28 protein-coding genes and 1 tRNA gene are annotated in these 25,322 nt (G+C 39.4%); all 29 read right to left on the bottom strand.

The genetic code is table 11. From position 1 onward, the window contains the following. Positions 1-22: 22 nt before the first annotated feature. Positions 23-475, bottom strand: coding sequence for a DUF1893 domain-containing protein (locus tag BQ5364_RS07645; RefSeq protein ID WP_071143959.1), 453 nt, complete (start codon positions 473-475; stop codon positions 23-25). After that, positions 465-1,010 (bottom strand): ECF transporter S component, encoded by a 546-nt coding sequence (locus BQ5364_RS07640; RefSeq protein WP_071143958.1) that lies wholly within the window; start codon positions 1,008-1,010, stop codon positions 465-467. Before BQ5364_RS07640 ends, BQ5364_RS07645 begins: the two co-directional genes overlap by 11 nt. Positions 1,011-1,027: 17 nt before the next feature. After that, entirely contained in the window at positions 1,028-1,504 is a 477-nt protein-coding gene (locus BQ5364_RS18300; RefSeq protein WP_235837139.1) for a 4Fe-4S dicluster domain-containing protein, read from the bottom strand. Next, positions 1,501-2,079 (bottom strand): aldo/keto reductase, encoded by a 579-nt coding sequence (locus tag BQ5364_RS18295; RefSeq protein ID WP_235837137.1) that lies wholly within the window; start codon positions 2,077-2,079, stop codon positions 1,501-1,503. Before BQ5364_RS18295 ends, BQ5364_RS18300 begins: the two co-directional genes overlap by 4 nt. 63 nt (positions 2,080-2,142) lie before the next feature. Continuing rightward, on the bottom strand, positions 2,143-3,858 hold the full coding sequence (asnB, locus tag BQ5364_RS07630; protein ID WP_235837136.1) for an asparagine synthase (glutamine-hydrolyzing): 1,716 nt from the start codon (positions 3,856-3,858) through the stop codon (positions 2,143-2,145). Between the two features lie 95 nt (positions 3,859-3,953). Continuing rightward, positions 3,954-5,645 carry an AAA family ATPase gene (locus BQ5364_RS07625; protein WP_004612479.1) on the bottom strand — a complete coding sequence of 564 codons (1,692 nt, stop codon included), beginning with the start codon at positions 5,643-5,645 and terminating at the stop codon, positions 3,954-3,956. 187 nt (positions 5,646-5,832) lie between these two features. After that, positions 5,833-6,450, bottom strand: coding sequence for a DUF5028 domain-containing protein (locus tag BQ5364_RS07620; protein ID WP_004612478.1), 618 nt, complete (start codon positions 6,448-6,450; stop codon positions 5,833-5,835). Positions 6,451-6,469: 19 nt separating this feature from the next. Then, positions 6,470-7,117 carry an ABC transporter ATP-binding protein gene (locus tag BQ5364_RS07615; RefSeq protein ID WP_004612477.1) on the bottom strand — a complete coding sequence of 216 codons (648 nt, stop codon included), beginning with the start codon at positions 7,115-7,117 and terminating at the stop codon, positions 6,470-6,472. Between the two features lie 2 nt (positions 7,118-7,119). Next, on the bottom strand, positions 7,120-7,950 hold the full coding sequence (locus BQ5364_RS07610; protein ID WP_004612476.1) for a hypothetical protein: 831 nt from the start codon (positions 7,948-7,950) through the stop codon (positions 7,120-7,122). Further along, a complete protein-coding gene (locus BQ5364_RS07605; protein ID WP_004612475.1) occupies positions 7,937-8,800 on the bottom strand; it encodes an ABC transporter permease in 864 nt (287 codons plus the stop codon). The genes BQ5364_RS07610 and BQ5364_RS07605 overlap by 14 nt, the downstream gene beginning before the upstream one ends. A 16-nt stretch (positions 8,801-8,816) precedes the next feature. Next, complete coding sequence (locus tag BQ5364_RS07600) at positions 8,817-9,305, bottom strand: DUF5027 family lipoprotein (RefSeq protein WP_159431675.1); 489 nt, start codon at positions 9,303-9,305, stop codon at positions 8,817-8,819. A 237-nt stretch (positions 9,306-9,542) separates the two neighbouring features. Beyond that, on the bottom strand, positions 9,543-9,962 hold the full coding sequence (locus BQ5364_RS07595) for a DUF2712 domain-containing protein (protein ID WP_004612473.1): 420 nt from the start codon (positions 9,960-9,962) through the stop codon (positions 9,543-9,545). 12 nt (positions 9,963-9,974) lie between these two features. Beyond that, positions 9,975-10,541: an accessory gene regulator B family protein gene (locus tag BQ5364_RS07590; protein WP_004612472.1), complete on the bottom strand. Its 567-nt coding sequence runs from the start codon at positions 10,539-10,541 to the stop codon at positions 9,975-9,977. Continuing rightward, positions 10,538-10,690 (bottom strand): cyclic lactone autoinducer peptide, encoded by a 153-nt coding sequence (locus BQ5364_RS17760; protein ID WP_117787599.1) that lies wholly within the window; start codon positions 10,688-10,690, stop codon positions 10,538-10,540. Before BQ5364_RS17760 ends, BQ5364_RS07590 begins: the two co-directional genes overlap by 4 nt. A 220-nt stretch (positions 10,691-10,910) precedes the next feature. After that, entirely contained in the window at positions 10,911-12,158 is a 1,248-nt protein-coding gene (locus BQ5364_RS07580; protein WP_071143957.1) for a sensor histidine kinase, read from the bottom strand. 4 nt (positions 12,159-12,162) lie between these two features. Then, positions 12,163-12,867, bottom strand: a complete 705-nt coding sequence (locus BQ5364_RS07575) for a LytR/AlgR family response regulator transcription factor (protein ID WP_071143956.1) — start codon at positions 12,865-12,867, stop codon at positions 12,163-12,165. A 72-nt stretch (positions 12,868-12,939) separates the two neighbouring features. Beyond that, positions 12,940-13,022 (bottom strand) — tRNA-Leu (locus BQ5364_RS07570). Between the two features lie 182 nt (positions 13,023-13,204). After that, complete coding sequence (locus tag BQ5364_RS07565) at positions 13,205-14,473, bottom strand: diaminopimelate decarboxylase (RefSeq protein ID WP_044987112.1); 1,269 nt, start codon at positions 14,471-14,473, stop codon at positions 13,205-13,207. 158 nt (positions 14,474-14,631) lie between these two features. After that, positions 14,632-14,898 carry a 30S ribosomal protein S15 gene (rpsO, locus tag BQ5364_RS07560; protein WP_004612466.1) on the bottom strand — a complete coding sequence of 89 codons (267 nt, stop codon included), beginning with the start codon at positions 14,896-14,898 and terminating at the stop codon, positions 14,632-14,634. Between the two features lie 134 nt (positions 14,899-15,032). Continuing rightward, entirely contained in the window at positions 15,033-15,968 is a 936-nt protein-coding gene (locus BQ5364_RS07555) for a bifunctional riboflavin kinase/FAD synthetase (protein WP_071143955.1), read from the bottom strand. A gap of 17 nt (positions 15,969-15,985) precedes the next feature. Continuing rightward, positions 15,986-16,897: a tRNA pseudouridine(55) synthase TruB gene (gene truB / locus BQ5364_RS07550; protein ID WP_071143954.1), complete on the bottom strand. Its 912-nt coding sequence runs from the start codon at positions 16,895-16,897 to the stop codon at positions 15,986-15,988. A 13-nt stretch (positions 16,898-16,910) separates the two neighbouring features. Further along, positions 16,911-17,852: a DHH family phosphoesterase gene (locus BQ5364_RS07545; RefSeq protein ID WP_071143953.1), complete on the bottom strand. Its 942-nt coding sequence runs from the start codon at positions 17,850-17,852 to the stop codon at positions 16,911-16,913. A 1-nt stretch (position 17,853) separates the two neighbouring features. Beyond that, complete coding sequence (gene rbfA / locus BQ5364_RS07540; protein WP_022250063.1) at positions 17,854-18,225, bottom strand: 30S ribosome-binding factor RbfA; 372 nt, start codon at positions 18,223-18,225, stop codon at positions 17,854-17,856. Between the two features lie 16 nt (positions 18,226-18,241). Further along, complete coding sequence (gene infB / locus BQ5364_RS07535; RefSeq protein ID WP_022250062.1) at positions 18,242-20,719, bottom strand: translation initiation factor IF-2; 2,478 nt, start codon at positions 20,717-20,719, stop codon at positions 18,242-18,244. A 14-nt stretch (positions 20,720-20,733) separates the two neighbouring features. Continuing rightward, positions 20,734-21,063, bottom strand: coding sequence for a L7Ae/L30e/S12e/Gadd45 family ribosomal protein (locus BQ5364_RS07530; protein WP_071143952.1), 330 nt, complete (start codon positions 21,061-21,063; stop codon positions 20,734-20,736). Beyond that, a complete protein-coding gene (rnpM, locus tag BQ5364_RS07525; protein ID WP_004612459.1) occupies positions 21,044-21,298 on the bottom strand; it encodes an RNase P modulator RnpM in 255 nt (84 codons plus the stop codon). The genes BQ5364_RS07530 and rnpM overlap by 20 nt, the downstream gene beginning before the upstream one ends. A gap of 38 nt (positions 21,299-21,336) precedes the next feature. Then, positions 21,337-22,458, bottom strand: a complete 1,122-nt coding sequence (nusA, locus tag BQ5364_RS07520) for a transcription termination factor NusA (RefSeq protein WP_022250059.1) — start codon at positions 22,456-22,458, stop codon at positions 21,337-21,339. An 18-nt stretch (positions 22,459-22,476) separates the two neighbouring features. Further along, a complete protein-coding gene (rimP, locus tag BQ5364_RS07515; protein ID WP_071143951.1) occupies positions 22,477-22,944 on the bottom strand; it encodes a ribosome maturation factor RimP in 468 nt (155 codons plus the stop codon). Between the two features lie 141 nt (positions 22,945-23,085). Beyond that, positions 23,086-25,320 (bottom strand): DNA gyrase/topoisomerase IV subunit A, encoded by a 2,235-nt coding sequence (locus BQ5364_RS07510; protein WP_071143950.1) that lies wholly within the window; start codon positions 25,318-25,320, stop codon positions 23,086-23,088. Positions 25,321-25,322: the final 2 nt, after the last annotated feature.

Here is a 25,322-nt window from a genome sequence, read left to right as displayed (position 1 = left end):
ACATACTAAGCAATACTATACACTATTTCGCCGGTCTTTGGAAGTTCTTTCTCATCAGTCCTGCAATCGTTTCCTCCAACACTTCAAATGCTTTTTCTGGATCATCCACAGAAATCACCGACTCTTCCAATGGACATTGTCCCGTTTTTGTGCGGTTTTCAATGTAGGGAACCTTTTCTTCATAAGCGTATTCAATCCCATATATCTGTAGGATTTTTTCTGCACTTTCACTTAAAACCTGCCCGTAAACTGCCTTTGCACCACCTAAAATAGCCATAAGCGCCGCCGCTTTTCCTACAACCTTATCCGCGATCACGCCGTGCTCAAAGGCATGTCTTTCTTTTCGAAGTTCTTTCATCAGCGGTTTAATCCCGATTTCATCCGAAAGAATCGGTTCCTTTCCATCTATCCATATGACACAGCTCACTTGCTTTTCTTTTAAAAGTGCTACCGCCTGTTCTAATCTATCGTTCAAATGTCAGACCTCCTCGCTTTAACGTCAGGTACAATACCGGAAGAATCACAATCTGAATCAGCATTCCCGGTACTCCGGAGACAATCCCCGATAAAAATGCCGCCCGATTTAGGAAGGGCGCCTGTATATGCAAAAACTGCGCTCCCACGATTAAAGAAATACCATACGCCGCTCTCCCTAAAATCATTGCCGTAAGGAGACTTGCATATACATTTGTTTTCTTAATCATCCATCCGGTCACAATCCCGTATGCCATCAACTCCGCAAACATAAAATAAACCTTCGGCACCGGTGGCATCCCTGTCAGTACAGAACTGAAAAGAGGTACCAGAATTCCGATCAGTCCTCCATAATACGGTCCAAGCAACATCCCTGCAAACAGTACCGGAATCTGTATCGGTAAAAAAATCATTCCTGCATTCTGTCCGAAAATATGGAACGCCTGCGGCAGCAAAATTCCAAGTGCCACAAGCAGCCCGCCATACGCCAGTTTCAACACTCTGACATTCGCTTTTGTTCTCTCTTCTGTCATCATTCTTCTTCCTTTTGTCTTTATTTTGATGCAATCTCTTTCAATCGTTCAATGATTGGCAGATGCTGTGTGCATGCGCGCTCACATTTCCCACATGCGATACATTCGGCTGCGTTCTTTGCATCCAGTCCCCAGTGATTGTTCAGACGCTCTTTTGCCGCTGTCTCCTTTCCCGTCAAAATCTGCTGATTATAGGCGTCCATGAATTTTGGAATCTCGATTTCCTTCGGACAGCCTTTGCAGTAAGCGCATCCTGTGCAGAGATTGTTCAGTGCAACTCCCTTGTCCTCATACAATTTTACGATCTCTTTTGCCGGACGTTCCTCTAAGTTTTCTACCGCTTTTACTGCATCATCCACATGTGCTTTTGTCGTACATCCGGCAAGTGTAATCGTAATTTCCTTATGGGATGCCACAAACCGAAGCGCTGCCTGCGGTACAGTCAGATCAGTTCCTTCTGCCAGATACGAAAATGCTTCCGGATTCTGTGGAATCATTCCACCGCCAAGCGGAGGCGGAATCGATAATTCAATGCACTATATCCTATCAGCATCCCTTTGAATTTTCCGGTCTCTACCACTTTCTCAATATCATTTCCCTCCATATGAGAAGAAAAAACAATATTTCGAATCAGTCCTTCCGCCTTTGCCTCCTCAAAAAATCGGTAGATCACTTCCATATGTCTCTCCCAGGATTCCAGATTCAACATACACCACATATGATAAAAATCAATGTAGTCTGTCTGAAGGCGTTGCAACGACATCTCCAGTCTTCTGCGGAAATCATCTCTCGTAGGGTTCTGACCAATCGTATTAAAATTCGTCTTAGATGTCACATAAACATCACTTCTTTTCACCTGAGAGAGTGCGATTCCCGTCACAATCTCACTTTTATCATCACAATAAAATGGTGCGGTATCCCAGTAGTTAATGCCCTTCTCAAATGCATACAACGGAATCTCCGCACATTTTTCCAGTCTTCCCGCAGCAATATCTTCCTCATCATAGCGCATCGTTCCAAGTCCGATTGCGGACACTTTCATATCAGTATTTCCATATTGTTTATAATACATGCTTTCTCCTCCGTTCTTCCAAACTCTCTTATCTTTTTTATTATAAACGATTTTCTGCTTAGGTTAAAGTTCTATTTTTATATGATATTTTTCAAGCCAGTAATTTACCTGAATGAGGTAGGCAATCATCTGTGGCGCCGCCATCAACTGACCATACCACGGTTTTCCATAATCAGATGGACTGGAAAGAAATCTTTCTACCTTTTTTGTATCCAAAAATTGACGGATTGGCGAGTCGGTCTCTGCCATAATTGCACGCATTTTCTGCACCAGGATTGCTTCATATGCTTTATCGTACGTCTTTGGATAAGGAGATTTCTTTCGGAATAAAATGTCATCCGGAAGCAATCCTCTTCCTGCCTCCCGAAGCAATCCCTTTACAACGCCTCCCTTTGCCTTCATCTCCCATGGTACATTCCACAAGTACTCCACAATCCGATAATCCGCAAACGGCACTCTCGCTGACAAACCATAACGCGTACTCGTTCCGCCCATTCTGTCTAAGAGTGTCTGCATAAACCATTTCTGATTCAGATAGGAAATCTCTCTTCTTCGCGTTTCCAAAGCTGACTCTCCTGCAAGCCTTGGTGTTTCAGCCACTGATTTTGCATAAGTCTCCTGCACATACGCATCCATTTTTAGCGCTTCCAAAAATTCATCGGAAAGCATTGCTTTTCTCGGCGCTAAATCCATCGTCCACGGAAACGTATGCGCTTCCAGACATTCTTTTTTATGAAACCACGGATATCCGCCAAAAATCTCGTCCGCGCATTCACCGGTCAGCGCCACTTTATATTCCTTTGACACCTCCGAGCAAAAATAAAGAAGCGAAGAATCTACATCTGCCATTGCCGGCAATCCTTTCGCATCAATTGATGCATAAAGATAGTCCGCCTGTGTGCGAGAGTCACATTCTAAGTAGTGATGTTCTGAATCCAGAAAAGTTACCATTTTTTCCACATATGGTCTGTCCTGTGATGGTTGAAACATATTCGCTTGAAAATTCTTGTCATTCCCCATAAAGTCAAACGAAAACGTGTGCAGTCTCTTTCCCTCTTTTCTCAACTCCCTCGCACAGATTGCGGATACAAGGCTGCTATCCAACCCTCCCGACAGAAAGGTGCAAACGGGCACACCTGAAATCATCTGATTCTTCACTGCATCCTCCAACAGAAACGCTGTTTTCTCAACAGTCTGCTCATAGTTGTCCTCGTGTACCTTGCTTTCCAACCTCCAATAGCAGGAATTTTTCATTTCTGCCCCCGTATAGCTTAACAGGTGTCCCGGAAGTACCTCATCAATCCCTTTAAATACACCGCAGCCATATGTCTTTGCCGGTCCGATACTGAATACTTCATTTAATCCCTTCCGATCCAGTACCGGTTTCACGCCCGAATTGGCTAATAGCGTCTCTATCTCTGATGCAAAAAAAATCGTATCTCCCTGCCTTGTATAAAATAAAGGTTTCACTCCAATGCGATCCCGAAACAGATGCAACACTCCCAGTTTTTCATCATAAAAGGCAAACGCAAATACCCCATTCATTTGTTTTACGAAATCCGTTCCGTATGTAAACAATCCATTCAGAACAACTTCCATCTCACTTGTCGTCTCAAAACGCTGCCCCCTCTTTTCCAACTCTCGCCTTAGTTCTCCACAATTATAAAGTTCTCCGCTGTATACAACTGTATATCTTTTTTCACCAAAGGTTCTTGTCACAGACTGCTCTCCGACAAATCTTTTTTCATATGAATCATACCACCCAGAAATCCCACTCATCCTATATCCTCCTGCTGTTTTACGACACAAAAAACTCTTATGCTCATATCTATCAATATAGTATATGAACATAAGAGCTTTTCGGTGACAGAATTCTATTTTCCTATCAGAACCCGTTTGCCGCAAAAAGCAAATCCATACTTTCTAATATGGCTTTCCGGCACTCCTTTTTCAATTAATGATACCGCATATTGCTTCTCATCAATTTGTTTCAACGCTGCTTTGACTGTATCTTCTAAAGATTTTTCGTCACTGTCCTGCACTTTAAATTCCAATATCATCGCATCATCTATCTTATTTCTCGGCTCCAACATTACATCGTAGCGTCCAAAACCGCTTTCTCGGTTTGAAGTGATCATATATCGATTTTCAAGTTCCACCATCAGTCCCAAGACGAACCCATGATAAAATCGTTCCGGTTCTTCCCCGGATGGTCTGCTCCCACTGTCAAAAAAGCTAAACGTTGCCAGCGCTGTTTTATTCATATATGCGTTCATCGCTTTCAAGTCATCCTGCAAAAACGCTCTGATAAATGCATTATAGTTAGATGCCGTCAAAGCAAACCAATCACGCACGATATTTCGGAACATAACCATAACCTCAAAGTTTGTTATTGATAACTCATACAATTCCTTCCACTCATTGCTCGATGCATCGCACTTCACTTCGTTTACAATCTTAAGATACCCACTTGCCAAAAAAAGACTCCAAATTGCATTTTCATCTAAATCCAGTCGATTATACACAATTTGTTCATCAATCTGCGTGATAATATTTCTCCCGGCAAGTAATTCTTCAAAAGACTCTTTCACTTGGCAGGAACCCTCACGAATTATTTTTCCGATTAAACTGTTGCTGCTTGTATTCGCCCAGTATGTCCCTACTTTTTGTTTGTCAAGATAATGAAGAATAGACCACGGATTATAAATATCTTTCTTATGTCCAAATGTAAATCCATCATACCAGCGTTTTACCTCACTGCTCTTATCAGATAAATTGTACTCTTCCAATGCAGCAAAAACCTCTTCTTCCGTAAACCCAAACGCGTCTGCATATTTTTCTGAGATAGTAGTGACAACCTCTAAATTATTCAAGTCTGAAAAAATAGGTTCTTTACTGACACGTGTTATCCCAGTCATAATTGCACGCTCCAAATATGGATTTGTTTTAAATGCTGCATTCAATAAACTTCGCAAAAATGATGATAACTCATCCCAATATCCATTTACATAAGCTTCCTGCATAGGAGTATCATATTCATCCAACAAGATAATCACTTTCTTTTCATAATATCTGCTAAGGAAATCCGACATCTTATGAATAGCCAATGTGGCAATTGTTTCATCCATATTCATGGTAACACTTTTGAAAAATATCTTTTCTTCTTCCGTTAATAAATCTCCACCCAGCAAAAAAATGTGTTTATTATATAAATCCGTCAAAATCTGATTAATCCTTTGCTTTGCCATTTGAAAAGTGCGTTCTTTCACATTTGCAAAAGTAATGCTGATCACCGGATATGTCCCCTGCAGTTTTTGATAGGACTCCTCTTTCCATATATTCAAATGGTGAAATAAACCCGCGTTCTTCTTATGTGTTATAGAAAAAAAATTCTCTATCATACTCATTGTCAACGTCTTCCCAAAACGCCTTGGCCGAGTAATCAATGTGACATAATCTCTTCTCTCCCACCATTCCTTTATAAATAATGTCTTATCTACATAGAATAGGTCGTTTGATATAATGTCTGCAAATTCCTGATATCCGATCGATACCCTTCTTGACATAATACGAACCTCCTTGTCGTCACTTTGGATTTATTATAACAGATTTCAACAGATGCGCCTATACCATAAAACATTTTTATATTTACAAAACTCCCGCATTCATATCTATTCATATAGCACATGAATGGGAGAGTTCTCAATTGCTTCTAGTAACATTATAATTATATCAGAAAAGGCACTTTTGTCCTCATTTTGTCTCAATTAATTTTTTAACCGGATAAGAAGTTATTTGAAACATTGGTGGATTTTCCTTCAATGTTTCATATGCCTTCTTTTCATTTGCTGCTATATTATCAGGAATAATTGCATAAGGTATAAGAACTTCCCTAGAAGTGCCTTGCAAAAGAGAAAAACCCAAACCTTTCGGCATATCCGGATTGATTAATTCATACGACATTTGATTAACCACAGCACTATAATCAGTCCCTACCAATGTCATGGCACTCAAGTTAACTCCCACTTTTTCCACATCTTCATTATCTTCGTTTGAAAATAACGCTTTCACTACATAATAATATTTTACAGCTGTGTCTTCCGCCAATTCTTCATCTTCTGAAACAAGATTATAGTTCTTATAAAATTCTTTCATTGAGAAAAGCTCAGCACCTAACACTTTTACAGTATAGCCGTCAATAATACTATCCGAACTATTGTTAAAATCTCGACCAAACTCCACTGTCTCATTTACTTGAAAATATTCTTTTTTCTGTCTCTCAGCCTTCTTATTCAAAGCATAAATCCGAATTCCCGAGCCTATCAAAAGACATATCATTATACCTATCACTATTTTTTTCTTACTTATCATCTATTATTCACATCCTTATTTAAGCCCTACCTATGTGTTCAATTACTTTTCCGCTTTCCAATTTAATAATCTCATCTGACAATTCCTCCAAAACCGCAAGATCATGGCAGGAAATGATAACTAATGCACCTCTTTTTTTCTCCCCTCGAACAATTTCTTTTACTAATTCCACACCAGAAGTATCCAGGGCATTCGTCGGTTCATCCAATATCACTATATCTGGTTTTTCCATAAGTGCTGCTGCAATTCCCAAACGTTGTTTCATTCCTAATGAATATTTTCGGTATTTCTTTTTTGCCGCCTCTTCATCCAAACCAACCAAACACAGAACTTTATTTATTTCTTCGTCAGATATTATTTTCTTTACAGATGCTAGCATCTTTAAATTTTGATATCCTGAATATCGATCTAAAAATGTCGGATTTTCTAACAAAAACCCTATGCTTTTAGGAAATTCCAACTCTTTTCCCAATTCTTTTCCATCTATCAATACCTTTCCTGATGATGGATGAATTAATCCAATCAGCACTCTCATCAACATTGTCTTCCCTGATCCGTTAATGCCCTGTATTCCATAAATTTTCCCTGAGTGCATAGAGCAGCTTACTCGATCTAACACCGTATGTTTACGAATTACCTTTGATACTTCTATCACTTCCATTCTCATTTTTAGCCTTCCTCCTTATTCAAAATATCATATCTACGAAATTTCATAATTCCACATATGAATGCAATAAATAAAATTCCAAACGAAAACAGTAATCCTTTTTGATAACTAACGCCATTTTCTATTGCCCATTCATACCGAATTGGCATTGCGAAATTCCCTATCATTATATCGGATAAGAAATAAGCTGAAGACAGCATCATAATACATATTACCAAAAAACTGAACACAGGTTTTGTAAAAAGCAATAATACCATCTGCAATAAATTAATTGCAATCGACAATATCACTGGTGTTAGAATCACAGCGATTGGAATCACTCCACCCCCTCGAAACTCTGATACCCACAAGCCAAACATCGTTGCAATACTGTCTGCATGTGCTTCAAACGAGAGTGGTTCTTGAAAACAAATACATAGAATCACTAATACCAATAAAATAATTCCATGATACAAAACGGTAGATAAAACATTCCACAAACATTTTGATATCCACCATTTTGTTCGTCCTTGAACATGTACCAAAATCTGTGTTCCCATGTTTTGTAAATCTTTCATCGGATAATTTAGAACAGCAAACGAACTAAACAAAAAAACAGCAATCCACATAGTTGGAAATTGAAACGGATTACCTGTAGTCGGTATATATTCTTTCATTCCGCCATACAAATACATCCAATAGTCTCCTAATGCCACTTCTGTTCCCCATATCGCAATTCTTCTATGCAACTCAAAAAAACCAATAATTGCAATAAATAACGGAAAAATATAACATGATACTCCTTTAAAATATCCGTTTTTCAAGTCAAACCACAATACTTTAATAAATTTCATTCCGATACTCCTTTATAATACCAATTAGAGAAATCACCAATAATCCAATCGCAAACAAAAGAATAATACTTCCTGAAAAAGAATACCTAACTTCTACACCTCGCAAAAAATATAATGGCGAAAGCTCCTTATATGCAACAGATGGATCACTATAAATATAATCTGTAATCACATGTACAAATAGCAACAACAAAAACGGGATAAGTACGACTCCCCACTTTTGTCGCACAATTCCAGATACTGCCATACAAATACAAACCAAAAAACCACAGTATACAAAGTCTATAAACAAATATATTGCCACATACAAAAAAGGTACTGTATAATATAATTCAGCTAAAAAAGAGCCTCCAAACACACCATAAAACATATTCATAGTCACATCAGGCAAAATAGCTGGAACAACCAGTAAAGTCATCCAAAAATTAAAAATCAGCGGAAGAACCATTGCAACTCCCCCCGATAAAAATACTGCTACATATTTTGCACAATAATATTTTTTCTTTCCTGTCTTTGTGATCATCATTCTTCGATATCCGCATTTCCTTTCTTCACTATATGACCAGCCATAAGGCAATGCTATCAACAACGGAAATACAAAGAAATAAATAGAACTTCCTAGCGAAAATGGTTCGCCTCCTATCCAGCAATTGAACACCGTATTAATCCCTATATGAGGATCGTATATGATATCCGTTGAATTACCAGATATAGCAGACATTCCCTCATAATACATATTTACCATATGTTCAAAACTCAACAAGGTAATAAGACACCCTAAAACAACAGATATCCAAAAAAATTTATTTTTGAAAGCTTTCTTAAGCTCTAATTTCAATACTGAACACATATTCTCACTCCCTACTTTACAATTTCAAATTCACATAAGAAGTATATTCTTCTCCTCCATTTAAATTATCTGTCAAATATATTTTCCCCAGATCACAATCATCCGGATTAATATACCAACCAATTTTCATGTTTACACTCTGTGCCGGAAGCAACGGAAAATGATAATATTCAGGACTTTCCACATCTTTACCTTCCGAATAATAACACGGACTTCCAATCCATATAACTTCATTGTCTTTTCCTTTTTCAACTAATTGAAAAATAGATATATTGCAATCTTCAGAATTTACATTCGTCACCATCACATCCAAAATCAACATAGGACTATTCATCGCCTCATCTACCGACACCAAAACTCCACTTTTGGGATATTCAATAATTGGCATAATCTCTTCTTTCCGCACACTCGCTTCTGTCGGATTATTATACAAAGTCGCCTGATTTACTGTATATCTTATCGAAATATTCTCTTCATTTCCCTGAAGAGGCTCCTTCTTCTCCACGATGTCCCCCAGTTGGAATTCCCGTTCTTGATTTACATAATATTTTTGTTCAATTGTTTTACCTTTCCCTTTTGATATTTTTGAACATCCTGTAATTGATATTAAAATTAAGGCAATACAAAAAATAAAACTATAATTTCTATGGAACATCCCTTATACTCAACCTCCAACTCTCTTATATTATTAAGAAGGTTAGTGTTTCTTCTGACCTTCCCTTCTTATTGTTTTTCATTCATACTATGGATTTGCCACAGGATAGTTTCCAACACTGTCCGGACTCCATAATCCTCTTAATGTCCCTGACACACCCGCTCTTGCGGTCGTAATATCAAGTTTACAACTGGAATAACCATTTTCTTTAACTTTATTGTATATAAACCATTCACCACCTTTTACAATTGCATGATCTCTAAGTGTACAATTCACATTTGATGAACTAAGAGAGCGCACCCATAAATCGAACCCCGAGTTATTTTTAATATAATGAGAAGTTTTATCTTCTTTTGTCCGTAACGGTGTCTGTGCCGCTTTAGAATAAGCAAATTCTATTTTCTTTGTCGGCAATGCTGTATCCGAAACGTTCCCAGCCGCTTGAGCCGAGATACCTGCACAACCAATACCTATAACCATCAATACTGCCAATACTTTTTTCTTCATAACATATTCCTCCTAATTTCTTCTTTTCAGAATCACACCTAACATCAATGAAAAACTAACCACCAACACATTTACCGCCAATATCCTACATAATTGCTCTCCACCCAAAATCAAAGACAGAAAATACAATATCAATTGTATACTAAGAATCATTCTGGTTCTTTTCCGATATACACGAACCTCCTCTTCATCCAACTGCTTATTATGTGTTCCTACAGGTGCAAGGCAAAAGATACACCCACTTCCGATTACCATAATCCACGTATATACACCTATTATCCATCCTGCTTTCAATAGGAATTCGAAAGCAACAAACAACAATACTACGGACATCATCAGACATCGAAATTTTGTCTTCGCATGAAATCCACCTGCATGCTTTCGCAGTGTCCAAAAGGAAATCCAAAACACGCAACTTTCAAATACACAATCACAAAAGATACCAACAGTTACTGTGATGAAAATCCCCAACAGATTATTTAAAATACCTTCTACCCCATATCTTATAACCTCACGCTCACTATCAGGTATATTTTTACCATCTGCTAAATAATCTGTCAGATATGTTGTCAAACTCAAAACTTCCGCAACTTCTTAACACTTTCAACTTCTTTCGGTTGATAAAAAGTGAACGTACATGTTGTATTTGCTTCCATTTCTGCAACTTTTCTTGATAATTTGACAACTGCTTTTTTTACTTTCTCCGAAGCTCTTTTTTTCTTCTGCATTGCTATCTCCTCCCTTCTCTGTTTTTCTAAGTGCATCATATCACATAAAATCTCTCTGTGCCGAAACATGTCATAATTCATATAGATTTTTGTCATAACTCATACTTTGTCGGATGAAGTCCGCACGCCGAAGGCATGTGTTACGGGATGCTCGGATGAGTATAGTTTTCCGTAAAACAAAAGACACAGACCTCAAAAAGTCCATGTCTTATCCATCTTATTATATGTACAACATCAATTTTACACAAAAATGTGCATCCTGTACTTTTATACTCATATCTCCATGATATTTTTCTACCATTCGTTTTACACTTTTTAACCCGATACCGTGGGACTCCGAATCTTTTTTTGTTGTAAGAAAATCGCCGTATTTATCTTGTCTTATTCTCTCTGACAAAAAACTATTTTCTATCTTCAAAACAAGAATTCCATTTTTCAAAGAAAACTCAACACCCAAGAATTTTTCTTCGGTCTCCACTGCTGCATCTATCGCATTTTGCAACAAATTTCCAATGATGATATTCAAATCAAAGGAATGTTTCATATCTTCCGGTATTGCAACTTTTACAGTTGTATTCAACTGCATTTTCTTTGCCTTCTGAAGCATATAGTTCAGAACACTATCTACTTCCATATTTCCGGACGATACAATCTCACTCGGCTTCTCAAAAAATTCTTCCATAGCATTCAGATATCTCCGAAATTCCGAAAAATCCTTTCTCTCTGCCATAAATCTCAGTTCCGCCAAATGATGTTTCATATCATGCCGAAACATCTTCATTTTTTCTACACTCTCCAACATTACATTTATCTGATTCCGATATGCCATCATCTGATATTCCAATAGCTCTGCCTCATGCTTTTCTTCTGACAATTTCAAAAACAGGCTGTAAAAATAAAACATCAAAAAATTAATCAAGAACAATCCCAAGCATATAATAGTAATCCCTCTATAAGTGCTGCTTTTTGTATAAATCAATATCGTTACCAATAAAATACTGCATAATGGTATACAAATCAAAGATAAATGATAAGTTCTTGTCCTGTTTTTTTGTCCGGATACAATTCTTCCTGCAATCAACTCACAAACAAACATCAATAATATTCCGATTGCCCCATACACTTGATTATACATATTTCCGTCTTTATATGGTATGAAAAGAAATGTAACAAAAGCGTCGCATATCATACCAACCACATAAATTGAAACTGTCACAAAAATATTCTCTTTCCATACTTTTGTATACATTCTTACTAGCAAAGCAATGCCCACTAGATTGCACATAATATTTATCCAAACACGTTGAAACAATAAATACAATGCCGTATTCACAATCCAAAAGAGCAAATAGCATGCAACTTCTTTCACCCTGCTTAACTTTGTCTCTTCCAAAAAGATGCGGATAAATCGATACGTCACATACATTCGAAATAAATTCGACCCCGCACACACAATGATATCCATCATATTTTTATAATTCCTTTAACAATTTTTCTCTGACCTGTTTTCGCTGCGCCTGACTGATCGTCAGTACTCTCCCATTGTCCAATTCCACAGTTTCATATGTATACCGTGCGATACGCTGCTTATTTACCACATACGATTTATGAATTACAAGAAAATCTTCCGGCAATTCCTTGATAATATTTTTCAGCTTTCCGTAAAATTCCTTTTCGCCGCTTGTAGTGAGCAATCTAACTTTTCGTCCATCACTCACAAAGCAAAGAATATCTCCATAAGACACATAATAATACTCTTTACCCAATTGGAATTCAAAGCGCTTTGTGTTTCGCCCGACAATCTTTAGTGCTAATGCAAGCGTCTCTTCAATCTTTTCTTCCTCAATCGGCTTTACAAGGAAATCCATCGGCTGCACCTTAAACAACTGCTGTGCATACGACTGTTTCCCCGATATATAGATAATCTGCATCGTATGGTTTTCCATCTGCTTTCGGATAAATATCCCCGCATCGATTCCACTCACTTCAAACAATTCGATATCCAAATACAGAATATCCAACTGTTTTCCCGTTTCTAAATAAGCACAAAGTTCTTCCCCGGAATTCCAGACTTGGATATTCATCTTTACATTTCTCTTTTTCCCATACTTCAAAACAACATCTTCTATAAAAGCACATGTATTTTTTCCATCATCACATATTCCAATCTGATACATTTCCCACCTCAAGTATATACACCCAAATTTGCCAAAAAACTCTTTAGAATTTTCTAAAGAGTTTACATCAAATGCAGGTGGTGGGACTTGAACCCACACGAGGTTGCCCCCGCAAGATTTTGAGTCTTGTGCGTCTGCCATTCCGCCACACCTGCTTACCCAAGAAGCATTTTCACTTCTTTTTATTAAGTTGTTGTCTCAACAAAATATATATTACCATATGCTACTATAAAATACAAGCTTTTTTTTGAAATTTTTTCAATTTTTTTAACAGTTGCTACTGTTCACCCAAATAAGCATCTCTGCACACAGCAGTGAACAGCAGCTGACATTTCCCTTATTTCAATTTCTGACCAATCTCAAAGCAATCAAATGTTGCAAAGTAATCTGCCGGTGTTTCGGCTCTTCGAATCAGCTTCGGCGTACCGTCTTCCTGCAGTAAAATCTCTGCCGATTTCAATTTACCATTATAATTATATCCCATCGCAAATCCATGTGCTCCTGTGTCATGGATGACTAGCAAATCTCCGATATCAATCTTTGGAAGCATACGATCTACTGCAAATTTATCATTATTTTCACAGAGTGAACCTGTGATGTCATATTTGTGGTCACAAGGTGCATCTTCTTTTCCCATAACTGTGATATGATGGTACGCTCCGTACATCGCAGGACGCATTAAGTTTACCGCACATGCATCACAGCCGATATATTCTTTATACGTGTGCTTCTCATGAACTGCTTTTGTCACAAGGCAGCCGTAAGGTCCCATCATGTAACGCCCAAGCTCTGTGTAGATTGCCACATCACCCATGCCAGCCGGAACAAGCACTTCCTCGTATACCTTTCTGACTCCTTCTCCGATTGCTCTGATATCATTCGGCTCTTGATCCGGTCGATACGGAATTCCGATTCCGCCTGACAGGTTGATAAATTTAATGTGCGCTCCTGTCTCTTTTTGTAATTTCACTGCAACTTCGAACAAAATCTTTGCGAGCATTGGATAATATTCATTTGTTACAGTATTACTTGCCAAAAACGCATGCAGTCCGAATTCTTTTGCCCCTTTTGCTTTCAGAATCTTAAATGCCTCAAACAACTGCTCCGTTGTCATCCCGTATTTGGCATCCCCAGGATTATCCATGATGTCATTGCTGATTTTGAACAATCCGCCCGGATTGTAACGGCAGCTGATCGTCTCCGGAATATGCCCGATTGCATTCTCCAAAAATTCAATATGTGTGAAGTCATCTAAATTGATAATTGCCCCCAGTTTGTCTGCATAGACAAACTCTTCTGCCGGAGTTGCATTGGAAGAGAACATGATATCTTTCCCTACTGCTCCAAGCGCCTCAGACAGCATCAATTCTGTATAAGAGGAGCAGTCACAGCCACAGCCGTATTCTCTTAAAATATTAATCAAAAATGGATTCGGAGTTGCTTTTACTGCAAAATATTCTTTATAACCTTTATTCCATGCAAAAGCCTCTTTCAATGCTTTTACATTTTCACGAATTCCCCTTTCATCGTACAAGTGAAACGGTGTCGGAAATTCTTTTACAATCTCATCTAATTTTTCTTTTGTAACAAACGGTACTTTATTCATCAATGGCTCTCCCTTCATACGTCAAATTAGAATCACTATACCTTTTTTCTTTTTATTTGTCAAGAAAAAGGATAACCCCAACTTGTAGCAAAAAAGGAACAGGCGATATTCGCCTGCCCCTTTGCATTGTTGTGTTGTGGTCTGTATAAAACTTTTAACTATTTTCTTAATCCTAATCTCTCGATTAATGTACGGTATCTTTCAATGTCAGTTTTCTTTAGGTAAGCCAGTAAACCTCTTCTCTGTCCTACCATTTTAAGAAGACCTCTTCTTGAATGATGATCCTTTGGATTAGCTTTGAAGTGTTCTGTCAACTCATTGATTCTTGCTGTTAATACAGCGATCTGAACTTCCGGTGAACCTGTGTCGCCTTCTGTTCTGGCATATTCTGCCATAATAGCCTGTTTCTTTTCTTTTGCGATCATGCTATGACCCTCCTGTTTTTCTTAAATTTAACACCTGACATTAAGTGACGGTTGGAGTATCCGGTCACCGAACATCGGTTTTTTCATACTTGATGAGTATATCATACTTTTCCACCAGTGTAAACTACTTATTTTTAAAAATTACTGTTGAAACCTTGAAGCCACTTACGCCCATATGCGATATCCTGTTCCACCTGCTTGCGAAGCATCTCTACAGAATGGAATTTTTTTTCCGGTCTCACATACTCGTAAAGCGCTACCTCAATTTTCTTTCCATAAGCGTCCCCGTGATAGTCAAATACAAATGTTTCAATTCCCATCTGTTCTTTCTCTGAAACTGTCGGTTTGCAGCCGATATTAGAGATTCCTCCATAAAGCATGCCATCAATGCGAATTGAACTGACATAGACTCCGTTAGGCGGAAGCAGTTTCTCTTTTTCTGCAACAATGTTCATCGTCGGAAATCCAAGCTTTCTCCCAAGCTGCTTACCATATTGTACTTCTCCTGTGACGGTATACGGGTATCCAAGAAGCTGTGTAACCAGTTTCATATTCCCTTTTTTCACTTCTTCTTTAATGTAAGTACTGCTTATTTCTCTATCTTCATAGCACTTCTTTTCAATCACTTCCACCTCATACCCGTATTCCCCACTATACTGCTGCAACATATGATAATCACCTTTTTTCTGATATCCAAAGTGAAAATCCGTGCCAACTACAATATACTCGGCATGAAATTGTTTCACCAAAATTTCTTTTATGAAAGTCTCCGCCTCAATTTTCGAAACTGCCTCGACAAATGGGCATTCCACCAGATAATCCACCCTGCCAAAAAGGCGTCCTGCGCGTTCTTCGTTCGTAATCAGACTTTCTTTTTTCTTTTTTATTTTTTCGTACAAGGGTGCCATGTCAAATGCAAACACAACGCTGTCTACACCGTCATTTTTCTGATGCTCAATGACCCGCTCGATCAATGTCTCATGTCCTTTGTGAAGACCATCAAATTTCCCCAATGTAATTGCAGTCTTTTTGTCATTTTGATAGAACTGCATTCCCTTGATATATTGCATGTTTTTTCCTCTTATCGTTACTCATTTTTATCAAAAAACATTTTGACTATTTTAAACATCTTTTGTTTCTGCTGATATGCGTAAATCGCAATGAACTGTCCGGAATTACTGTAAACTCTCACATATTCCCCGTCAATCAGATCTTTTGACTCATTGATATGCTTTTCAAAAAACATATTCCCATTACACACAAGCGCTTCATAAGGGCGTTTAAGTGTCACCGCCTCGTACTGCCCAAACATTTCATCAATTGGAACTAATATCTCTGAAAGTAATCCCGCTTCCTTTTTCTGTCTGACTTCCTCCAATGTATAGCTGTCTTCCAAAGTAAACCTGCTTACTTTTGTGCGGGTGAGTTCCTCCATGCAGCCACCACAGCCGAGTTTCTCTCCGATATCATGGCACAATGTGCGGATATAGGTTCCTTTAGAGCAGGAGACTTCCATCCGCACGCGCGGAAGCGAAATCTCTTTAATCCGAATCTCGTAGATAATAACCGGACGAGCTTTTCTCTCAACCTCAATTCCTGCTCTCGCCAGTTCATATAATTTTTTCCCATTGACTTTTAACGCAGAATACATCGGCGGTACCTGTAAGTATTCTCCTACAAATTCCCCGATGCATCTTTCTACGGCATCATTGTCAATTCCATCCATCGCTTTTTCGGATAACACTGTTCCGGATATATCCTGAGTGTCCGTTGCCTTTCCAAGTAAAAGTACTGTCTTATATGTCTTATCCTTATCCGTCAGCATATCGCATAATTTTGTCGCTTTTCCAAGGCAGACCGGAAGAACGCCCGTCGCATCCGGATCCAATGTACCGGTATGCCCGATTTTTTTCTGTCCGATAATTCCCCTTAGTTTTGCGACTACATCATGTGATGTAAATCCTTTTTCTTTACGTATATTAATGACTCCGTGTACCATATTTTCTTCCTTTTTATAGTTGTAAATGAATCTGTCCGGACAGATTGTTGATCACATCATGTACCGTTCCTTTCATCGTCACACCGGCTGCTTTTTTATGGCCTCCTCCACCGAAATACTGTGCGATTCTGCTGACATCCACATCACCAGATGCACGCAGGCTCACTTTGTACTCATGCGGAGCAGTCTCATATAAAAGAACGGCAACTTCCACACCTTTCGTAACCCGAAGCTGGCTGACAATTCCTTCTAAATCTTTCGGTGTGACACCATGAAATTCCATCATACGCTGTGTAATATAGGATACAATACATTTTCCATCCATAAACAGAAAACTTTCAAACAATGCCCTCCCCAAAATCTGGTTCTGAGCAAACGTCTTTTCATAAAATGTCTTTTCGATGATTTCAGAGGCATTGATCCCTTTCCGCATCAGGTTCGCTGCCACCTCCATCGTCTCCGGCGCCGTACATGAATACTGGAACACTCCTGTATCATGCACAATTCCAAGATACAGACATTCAGCCGTCTCTTTTGTGATCTTTTCTAAATCCAAAAGCCGGTATACAAGCTCCGAAGTAGAACTTGCTTCCGGGAAAATATAATTTTGATCTGCAAACGCAAGATTACTGATATGATGGTCTACGCAGAACGTCTCTTTTGCATGTTCAAAAAGCTCCTTTGAAAATCCGAGACGTTCTTTATCACCACAGTCAAGCACAATAAACAGATCATATTCTTTTTTGTCCGGCACCTCGTGACGAATCTCTTTCGCCGCCTTGATAAAATGAAAACTATCTGGTATGTCTTCCAGATAGACATCCGCCTGAATCTCTTCATAGTTTTCTTTGATGTACTGGTACAACCCAAGACAGGAGCCGACACAATCACCATCCGGACGCACATGACCGCCAATGGCGACTGTTTTTACATGTTTCAAGACTTCCTTTAACATCTTATTCTTCCTCTTCTTTTAAATCCTTTGTCACATCATCAATCATTTTCGACATTGCCACACCATATGCGATAGACTGATCCATCACAAATTTTATTTCCGGCGTGTTTCTCATATTCAGCTTCCTTGCCAGCTCTCTTCGGATATATCCTTCTGCGCTCTGAAGACCTTTGATTGTGTCTTCCTGCGCTTTCTCATCACCGAGCACACTGATATATGCTTTGCATGTCTTCAAATCCGGCGCTACTTCCACCGCCACAACGGAGGTCATTGGTGCAACACGAGGGTCTTTGATGCCCCCGCGGATAATGTTGCTTAATTCTTTTTGCACCTCTCCGTTTACTCTTGTATTTTTAATACTGTTTTTTCTCAATTCTTTTCCTCTTTTCTTATCTTGGTATCTCTACCATTTTATAAGACTCTACCTGATCGCCTTCTTTTACATCATTAAATTTCTCGAAGACAAATCCACATTCATAACCTGCTTTTACTTCTTTTACATCATCTTTAAAACGTTTTAACGAAGCAAGACCTCCATCAAAGATTACAACTCCATCACGGATAATACGTGCAGAACATCCTCTCTCAAATGTACCGTCAAGCACATATGCACCAGCAATCGTACCTACGCCTGAAGCCTTAAATGTCTGACGAACCTCTGCATGACCGAGTACTTTTTCCTCAAACACCGGATCTAACATACCTTTCATGGCAGCTTCCACGTCTTCAATCGCATTGTAGATGACACGATATAATCTTACATCCACACCTTCACGCTCCGCAATCTCTTTCGCAGTTGCATCCGGTCTTACATTGAATCCGATGATGATTGCGTTGGATGCAGATGCAAGTGTGACATCAGACTCGTTGATTGCACCGACACCACCGTGGATGATCTTTACAACGACCTCGTCATTTGACAATTTCAAAAGACTCTGTTTTACTGCTTCCACAGAACCCTGTACATCTGCTTTTACAACAATACCAAGTTCTTTGACATTTCCTGCCTGAATCTGGCTGAACAGATCATCTAAGGACATCTTTGATTTTGTATCGTCTAACAGTTTCATTCTTCCCTGTGAAATGAATGTCTCTGCAAAGTTTCTTGCTTCTTTGTCATTGCCGCATCCGACAAATACTTCTCCGGCATTCGGCACATCATTCAGACCAAGGATCTCTACCGGAGTAGAAGGACCTGCCTCTTTTACTCTTCTTCCTTTGTCATCCATCATCGCTCTTACTTTCCCGTAAGCAGAACCTGCTGCGATGGCATCTCCGACACGAAGTGTACCTTTCTGTACCAGTACTGTCGCCACAGAACCTTTTCCTTTATCAAGCTCTGCCTCGATCACAAGACCTCTTGCGCGGCGGTTTGGATTCGCTTTTAATTCCAATACTTCCGCTGTCAGAAGGATCATCTCCATCAAGTCTTCAATTCCTTCTCCTGTCTTTGCAGAAACCGGTACAAAGATTGTGCTTCCACCCCAGTCCTCTGCAATCAGCTCATACTCTGTCAATTCCTGTTTTACACGATCGATATTTGCACTAGGTTTATCAATCTTGTTTACTGCAACAATGATTTCAATTCCAGCTGCTTTCGCATGGTTGATTGCTTCTACAGTCTGAGGCATTACGCCGTCATCTGCCGCAACAACAAGAATCGCAATATCTGTGGAATTAGCGCCACGCATACGCATTGCTGTAAACGCCTCATGTCCAGGTGTATCTAAGAATGTAATCTTCTCTCCGTTTACTGTCGCCACATATGCACCAATATGCTGTGTGATACCACCTGCTTCACGGTCGATCACATTTGTATTACGGATTGCATCCAGAAGGGAAGTTTTACCATGGTCAACATGCCCCATAACACACACAACCGGCGGACGTTTTTTCATCTTGCTTTCGTCTTCTTCATCTTCTTTTAACAATTCTTCAATGACATCTACTACTTCTTCTTTTTCGCAGAGCACTTCAAATTCCATTGCGATTTCCTCTGCAGTATCGTAATCAATTTCTTGGTTTACTGTCACGATTTTTCCCTGTAAAAACAATTTTTTTACAATTGCAGACGGCTGAATCTTCATCGCATCTGCAAGTTCTTTGATTGTAAGTACTTCCGGGATCGTGATCATCTTAATCTTTTCTTCCACTTTTTCCTCTACCTTTGGCTGCGGCTTTTGCTGCAACGGCACATTTTTTGTCTTTTTCCCTTTTGGTCCTCTTTCCTCATGGTCATCTTTGCGATAATCTTTTTTCTTATTAAAATTATCTTTTTGTTTCTGACGCTGTGGCTTCTGCTCAGGAACTACCGGTGCCGGAATTGAAGGCGCGCTCTTTCTGTTATCGTTTCTTCTGTCGTTTCTTCTATTATCATCTCTGCGGTCATCTCTTCTGTCATCACGTCTGTTGTCATCGCGTTTTTGACCCTGATAATTGTTGTTCGGTCTTTGATTATTATTTGCTCTCTGCGCATTATTATTCTGTCTTTGTCCCTGACCTGCGTTGTTGTTTCTCTGACCCTGGTTATTATTTGGTCTCTGACCATTCTGTCTCTGACCCTGATTGTTTCCGTTTCTCTGTCCTTGATTGTTGTTCTGTCCATCTCGTCTCTGTGTTGGACGATTGCCTTGACGGGAACCATTTTGAGAATTCTGCGGTCTGAACACCTGCACAATATGCTTTTTCTTCGGTTCTTCTTTTGTATCCCCACCGCCAAAGCTACTTTTTACAGCCTCAATCTGCTCATCACTCAATGAACTCATATGGCTGGTTACCTCTATATTTTTTTCTCTCAGAACATCAAGTACTTCTTTGTTTGTTTTATTTAGCTCTTTTGCTAATTCATGCACTCGCACTTTTGTCATACTAACTACCTCCTCTATGCAATCGTATATCCTTCTGTTTCCAAATGTTTCTTGATCCCTTTTGCAAACCCTGCATCTGTCACTGCAAGTGTCGCCCGGAATTCTTTTCCCATTGCATGCCCCAAGGTATCTTTATCCCCATAAAAATAAATTGGCACTTCATAGAAATCACACATATTTTTAAACTTCTTCTTTGTATTCGCCGATGCATCCTCCGCCACAATCACAAGCTCTGCCATACCGGTCTTTACTTCTTTTTCGGTACAGAATTCACCGCTTGCCGTCTTTCCTGCTTTCGTGGCAAGGCTGACTAACGATAATGCTTTACTCGATTTCAAGCGCATTCATCTCCTTTTCCAGCTTTTCATAAACTTCTTTTGGAATTGCCTGCTTAAAAGACCGCTCTAACCCTTTGTTTTTCACCGCTTTTTCAAAACATTCTTTTGAAAAACAAAGATATGCTCCGCGCCCGTTCTTTTTTCCTGTCGCATCCAGTTCAAATGTATCTTCGGAAGTTTTCAAAACACGCATCATTTCTTTTTTACTTTTCATCTCTTGACATCCTACACATTTTCGCATAGGAATCTTTTTGTTATTACTCAACAAATCACTCCTGACTACACTAATTCATCTGGCATCTCTTCATCTGCTTCCTCAGACACTTCTGTGGAAAGATTCATATAATTTTCCGGAAGTTCACCGGCTTCAATCGCCTGTGTCTCGCTCTTGATATCAATCTTGTATCCTGTCAGACGTGCAGCCAGTCTCGCATTCTGTCCTTCTTTTCCGATTGCAAGTGACAACTGATAATCCGGCACAATCACACTTGCTGTCTTTTCATCCGGATCAGCCATTACAGAGATGACTTTTGCCGGACTAAGTGCATTCTCAATCAAGATCGCCGGATTGTCGCTCCAGTTGATGATATCAATCTTTTCTCCGCGAAGCTCACTTACGATTGCATTGACTCTCGCACCGTTCATACCAACACATGCTCCGACCGGATCTACATCCGGGTCATTTGACCACACTGCAATCTTTGTACGGGAACCGGCTTCTCTTGAGATGCTCTTAATCTCAACAATTCCTTCTTTTACTTCTGCAACCTCAGACTCAAACAGACGTTTCACCAGTTCCGGATGTGTACGGGAAACTAAAATCTTTGGTCCTTTTGTTGTATTCTTCACTTCTACGATATAGAGTTTGATACGTTCTGTAGGCTTAAACACTTCGCCTTTTACCTGCTCATTCTCAGTCAGCATCGCATCTGCTTTTCCAAGGTTAATACTTACATTCTTGCCAACATAACGCTGCACGATACCAGTCACGATATCTTTCTCTTTTTCAAAATACTGATCGTACACTACTTTTCTCTCTTCTTCACGGATTTTCTGAAGAATTAAGTTCTTTGCATTCTGTGTTGCAATACGTCCAAATTCCTTTGACTCCACCGGAATCTGAACAATATCGCCGAGCTCAAATTTTGAGTCGATCATTTTTGCATTTGCAAGGCTGATCTCCATCACATCGTCTTCCACTTCTTCTACAACTGTCTTTTCCGCAAACACAGAGTAGTCACAAGTCTCACGATTCATCACTACTTTGATATTATCTGCTTTTCCAAAATGATTTTTACATGCGTTAATCAGAGAATTCTCAATTGCATCTAATAAAGTCTCTTTACTGATATCCTTTTCCTGCTCAAGAATTGTCAACGCTTCTAATAATTCTGTGTTCATTTTTTCTTTCCTCCTGATTTAAAAATCCAATGCCAAACGAATCAAAGCGATCTCGCTTCGTTCAAATGTCTTTGTTGTCTCATCTTCATATTCAATCGTCACGGTATCCTGATCGTATTCTTTTAGAATTCCGATAAATTCTTTCTGTCTGTCAATCGCACGGTAAGTACGGATCTCCACTTCTTCTCCGATACTTCTTGCAAAGTCTTTCTCTTTTTTCAAAGGTCTTCCAAGTCCCGGAGAACTCACTTCAAAGATATACGTATCTTCGATATAGTCTTTCTCATCCAAAATATCTGAAAACGCTCTGCTTACCACTTCACAATCGTCTACCGAAATTCCTCCCGGTTTATCAATATATGCCCGAAGATACCAGTTTCCTCCCTCTTTTACATACTCAACGTCCACCAACTCAAATCCATTGCTTTCAATGATTGGTAATAGAAGTTCTTCTGTTTTTTGTTCGTATACTTCTCTTTTAGACACTGTCAACCTTCCTTTCTTATACCAACAAATAAGAGTGAACATTACGTCCACTCTTCTGCCGATTTCTTATGTAACTAACATACACTATAGCACTCATTCTCAATAAATGCAAGGGTATTTTCAAAATTTCTCATTTCAGGGTTATCGTTTTGTTCCGATTCCATCACGTCTTGCCAGTTTCAGACGATTCAATGTCACTTCTTTTTCTTTATATAGAACCTTTTGCTCAACTCCTTCTTCAAGCAGATATACCTGTTCCAGTTCATCTTTTTTTTGTAGTTTGATTCCGCGCACTCCGACGGCACCTTTTTTCTTTTCCGGCACCTCTGTCGACGCAAACCTCAGAAAATATCCATTCATCGTCTGAAGCACAATGCTTTGTCCCTCTGTCACAACCTGTACACAGATCACTTCATCCTCTTCTAAAAGCTTTGTCGCTGCGATGGTTCGTTTTGCCACCTGAAATTCACTTCCATCCACCTGCTTTAACATACCTTGTTTTGTCGCAAACAACAGCTTTGCCATAGAGAGACTTCCCTCATCACACACAAACACAATCTGTTCTTCGGTGCTGTTGTAATTACTCAAATTATCAATCGGAGTTCCTTTATCCCTGAATTTTCCATATGGAATATCCGGCACCTTCACCTGATGCATCTTTCCTGCATTCGTAAACAAACATATTTTTCCGGTATTGAGACAGGAAACTATATATTTATTCTCCGAGTCTGCTGCTTCCCTGTTTCTTTCATAGGTCGACACATCCACCGTTCTCGCATATCCAAAACGATCCATCAAAAATACAACTTCCTGCTCTTCGATTTTCTTTTCTTCAAACACTGCTTCTTCTGCATTTTCGACAATCGTCCGTCGTTTTCTTGCATATGTCTTTTTAATCGCATCCAAATCTTCTATAATTACTTCCGCCATCGAATCATAATTATTCAAAATATCTTCATAGCGGGCAATACTTTTAAGTGTCTGCTCATGTTCTGCCTGCAATGCCTCAATCTCCAGACCAATCAGTTTGTACAGGCGCATCTCCAGGATTGCTGTCGCCTGTCTTTCTGTAAACCGGAGCATCGAGGCCATCTTTTTTGAAATATTAGATTTGAATTTGATATTCTCTGTGATACCGTCAGTCAGACACGCTTTTGCCTCTTTGATCGACTTGCTGCCACGCAAAATTTCAATAATCAAATCAATGACATTACATGCCTTGATCAAACCTTCCTGAATCTCTTTTTTATCCAACTCTTTTGCAAGCAGTGTCTTGTATTTTCTCGTCGCAACATCAAACTGAAAATCTACATGGTGCTCGATAATTGATTTCAGTCCCATCGTCTCTGGTTTCCCATTTGCAACGGCAAGCATATTCACTCCAAATGTATCTTCCAGACGAGTCTTTTTGTAAAGCATATTCTTTAAGTTTTCCACATCTGCATCTTTTCGAAGTTCGAGCACAATCCGAATTCCTTCTTTGGATGACTGATTGGAAATATCTGTGATGTCATTCGTCTTTTTGCTCTCCACAAGGGACGCCACATCGTTTAAAAATTTTCCGATTCCTGCACCGATCATTGTGTAAGGAATTTCTGAAATCACAAGACGTTTCTTTCCGCCTTTCAATTCCTCCACTTCCACTTTTCCGCGAATCTTAATCTTTCCGGATCCCGTCTCATAAATGTTCAAAAGATCGTCTTTGTTGACTACGATACCGCCCGTCGGAAAATCCGGTCCTTTGATATGTTTCATCAACTGCTTTGTCGTGATCTCACTGTTTTTCATATACGCTTTCACCGCATCGATCACTTCGCCTAAATTGTGTGTTGGAATACTTGTCGCCATTCCGACTGCGATTCCCTCTGCACCGTTTACCAAAAGATTCGGGATACGTACCGGAAGCACCTCCGGTTCTTTTTCCGTCTCGTCAAAGTTCGGAGCAAAGTCCACAACTCCTTTGTCCAAGTCTGCAAGAAATACCTCCTGTGTCAGTTTTGCAAGACGAGCCTCCGTGTAACGCATCGCAGCAGCGCCGTCTCCCTCGATAGAGCCGAAGTTTCCATGTCCGTCCACAAGAATCATTCCTTTTTTGAATTCCTGTGCCATTACGACAAGTGATTCGTAGATGGAACTGTCTCCATGCGGGTGGTATTTACCCATCGTATCCCCGACGATACGCGCACATTTTCGATATGGTTTATCATAGCGGATACCAAGTTCATGCATATCGTAAAGTGTTCTTCTCTGCACCGGCTTCAGACCATCTCTGACATCCGGCAACGCTCTTGCCACAATGACACTCATCGCATAATCGATATATGATTTTTTCATGATATCCGAATATTCGGTTCTTATAATTTGTGAATCCTGCATCT

It is taken from the genome of Coprococcus phoceensis, from assembly GCF_900104635.1.
GTDB classification, from domain to species: domain Bacteria; phylum Bacillota; class Clostridia; order Lachnospirales; family Lachnospiraceae; genus Faecalimonas; species Faecalimonas phoceensis.
The sequence above is the reverse complement of the archived record's forward strand: the minus strand, read 5'-3'. Positions and strand labels throughout refer to the sequence as shown.

Excerpts from the sequence above, each read along its gene's own strand:
- BQ5364_RS07640 (WP_071143958.1), bottom strand. The coding sequence starts at position 1,010 with ATGATGACAGAAGAGAGAACAAAAGCGAATGTCAGAGTGTTGAAACTG.
- BQ5364_RS18300 (WP_235837139.1), bottom strand. The coding sequence starts at position 1,504 with ATGATTCCACAGAATCCGGAAGCATTTTCGTATCTGGCAGAAGGAACT.
- BQ5364_RS18295 (WP_235837137.1), bottom strand. The coding sequence starts at position 2,079 with ATGTATTATAAACAATATGGAAATACTGATATGAAAGTGTCCGCAATC.
- asnB (WP_235837136.1), bottom strand. The coding sequence starts at position 3,858 with ATGAGTGGGATTTCTGGGTGGTATGATTCATATGAAAAAAGATTTGTC.
- BQ5364_RS07625 (WP_004612479.1), bottom strand. The coding sequence starts at position 5,645 with ATGTCAAGAAGGGTATCGATCGGATATCAGGAATTTGCAGACATTATA.
- BQ5364_RS07620 (WP_004612478.1), bottom strand. The coding sequence starts at position 6,450 with ATGATAAGTAAGAAAAAAATAGTGATAGGTATAATGATATGTCTTTTG.
- BQ5364_RS07615 (WP_004612477.1), bottom strand. The coding sequence starts at position 7,117 with ATGAGAATGGAAGTGATAGAAGTATCAAAGGTAATTCGTAAACATACG.
- BQ5364_RS07610 (WP_004612476.1), bottom strand. The coding sequence starts at position 7,950 with ATGAAATTTATTAAAGTATTGTGGTTTGACTTGAAAAACGGATATTTT.
- BQ5364_RS07605 (WP_004612475.1), bottom strand. The coding sequence starts at position 8,800 with ATGTGTTCAGTATTGAAATTAGAGCTTAAGAAAGCTTTCAAAAATAAA.
- BQ5364_RS07595 (WP_004612473.1), bottom strand. The coding sequence starts at position 9,962 with ATGAAGAAAAAAGTATTGGCAGTATTGATGGTTATAGGTATTGGTTGT.
- BQ5364_RS17760 (WP_117787599.1), bottom strand. The coding sequence starts at position 10,690 with ATGCAGAAGAAAAAAAGAGCTTCGGAGAAAGTAAAAAAAGCAGTTGTC.
- BQ5364_RS07580 (WP_071143957.1), bottom strand. The coding sequence starts at position 12,158 with ATGATGGATATCATTGTGTGTGCGGGGTCGAATTTATTTCGAATGTAT.
- BQ5364_RS07575 (WP_071143956.1), bottom strand. The coding sequence starts at position 12,867 with ATGTATCAGATTGGAATATGTGATGATGGAAAAAATACATGTGCTTTT.
- BQ5364_RS07565 (WP_044987112.1), bottom strand. The coding sequence starts at position 14,473 with ATGAATAAAGTACCGTTTGTTACAAAAGAAAAATTAGATGAGATTGTA.
- rpsO (WP_004612466.1), bottom strand. The coding sequence starts at position 14,898 with ATGATCGCAAAAGAAAAGAAACAGGCTATTATGGCAGAATATGCCAGA.
- BQ5364_RS07555 (WP_071143955.1), bottom strand. The coding sequence starts at position 15,968 with ATGCAATATATCAAGGGAATGCAGTTCTATCAAAATGACAAAAAGACT.
- truB (WP_071143954.1), bottom strand. The coding sequence starts at position 16,897 with ATGGTACACGGAGTCATTAATATACGTAAAGAAAAAGGATTTACATCA.
- BQ5364_RS07545 (WP_071143953.1), bottom strand. The coding sequence starts at position 17,852 with ATGTTAAAGGAAGTCTTGAAACATGTAAAAACAGTCGCCATTGGCGGT.
- infB (WP_022250062.1), bottom strand. The coding sequence starts at position 20,719 with ATGACAAAAGTGCGAGTGCATGAATTAGCAAAAGAGCTAAATAAAACA.
- BQ5364_RS07530 (WP_071143952.1), bottom strand. The coding sequence starts at position 21,063 with ATGCGCTTGAAATCGAGTAAAGCATTATCGTTAGTCAGCCTTGCCACG.
- rnpM (WP_004612459.1), bottom strand. The coding sequence starts at position 21,298 with ATGCGAAAATGTGTAGGATGTCAAGAGATGAAAAGTAAAAAAGAAATG.
- nusA (WP_022250059.1), bottom strand. The coding sequence starts at position 22,458 with ATGAACACAGAATTATTAGAAGCGTTGACAATTCTTGAGCAGGAAAAG.
- BQ5364_RS07510 (WP_071143950.1), bottom strand. The coding sequence starts at position 25,320 with ATGCAGGATTCACAAATTATAAGAACCGAATATTCGGATATCATGAAA.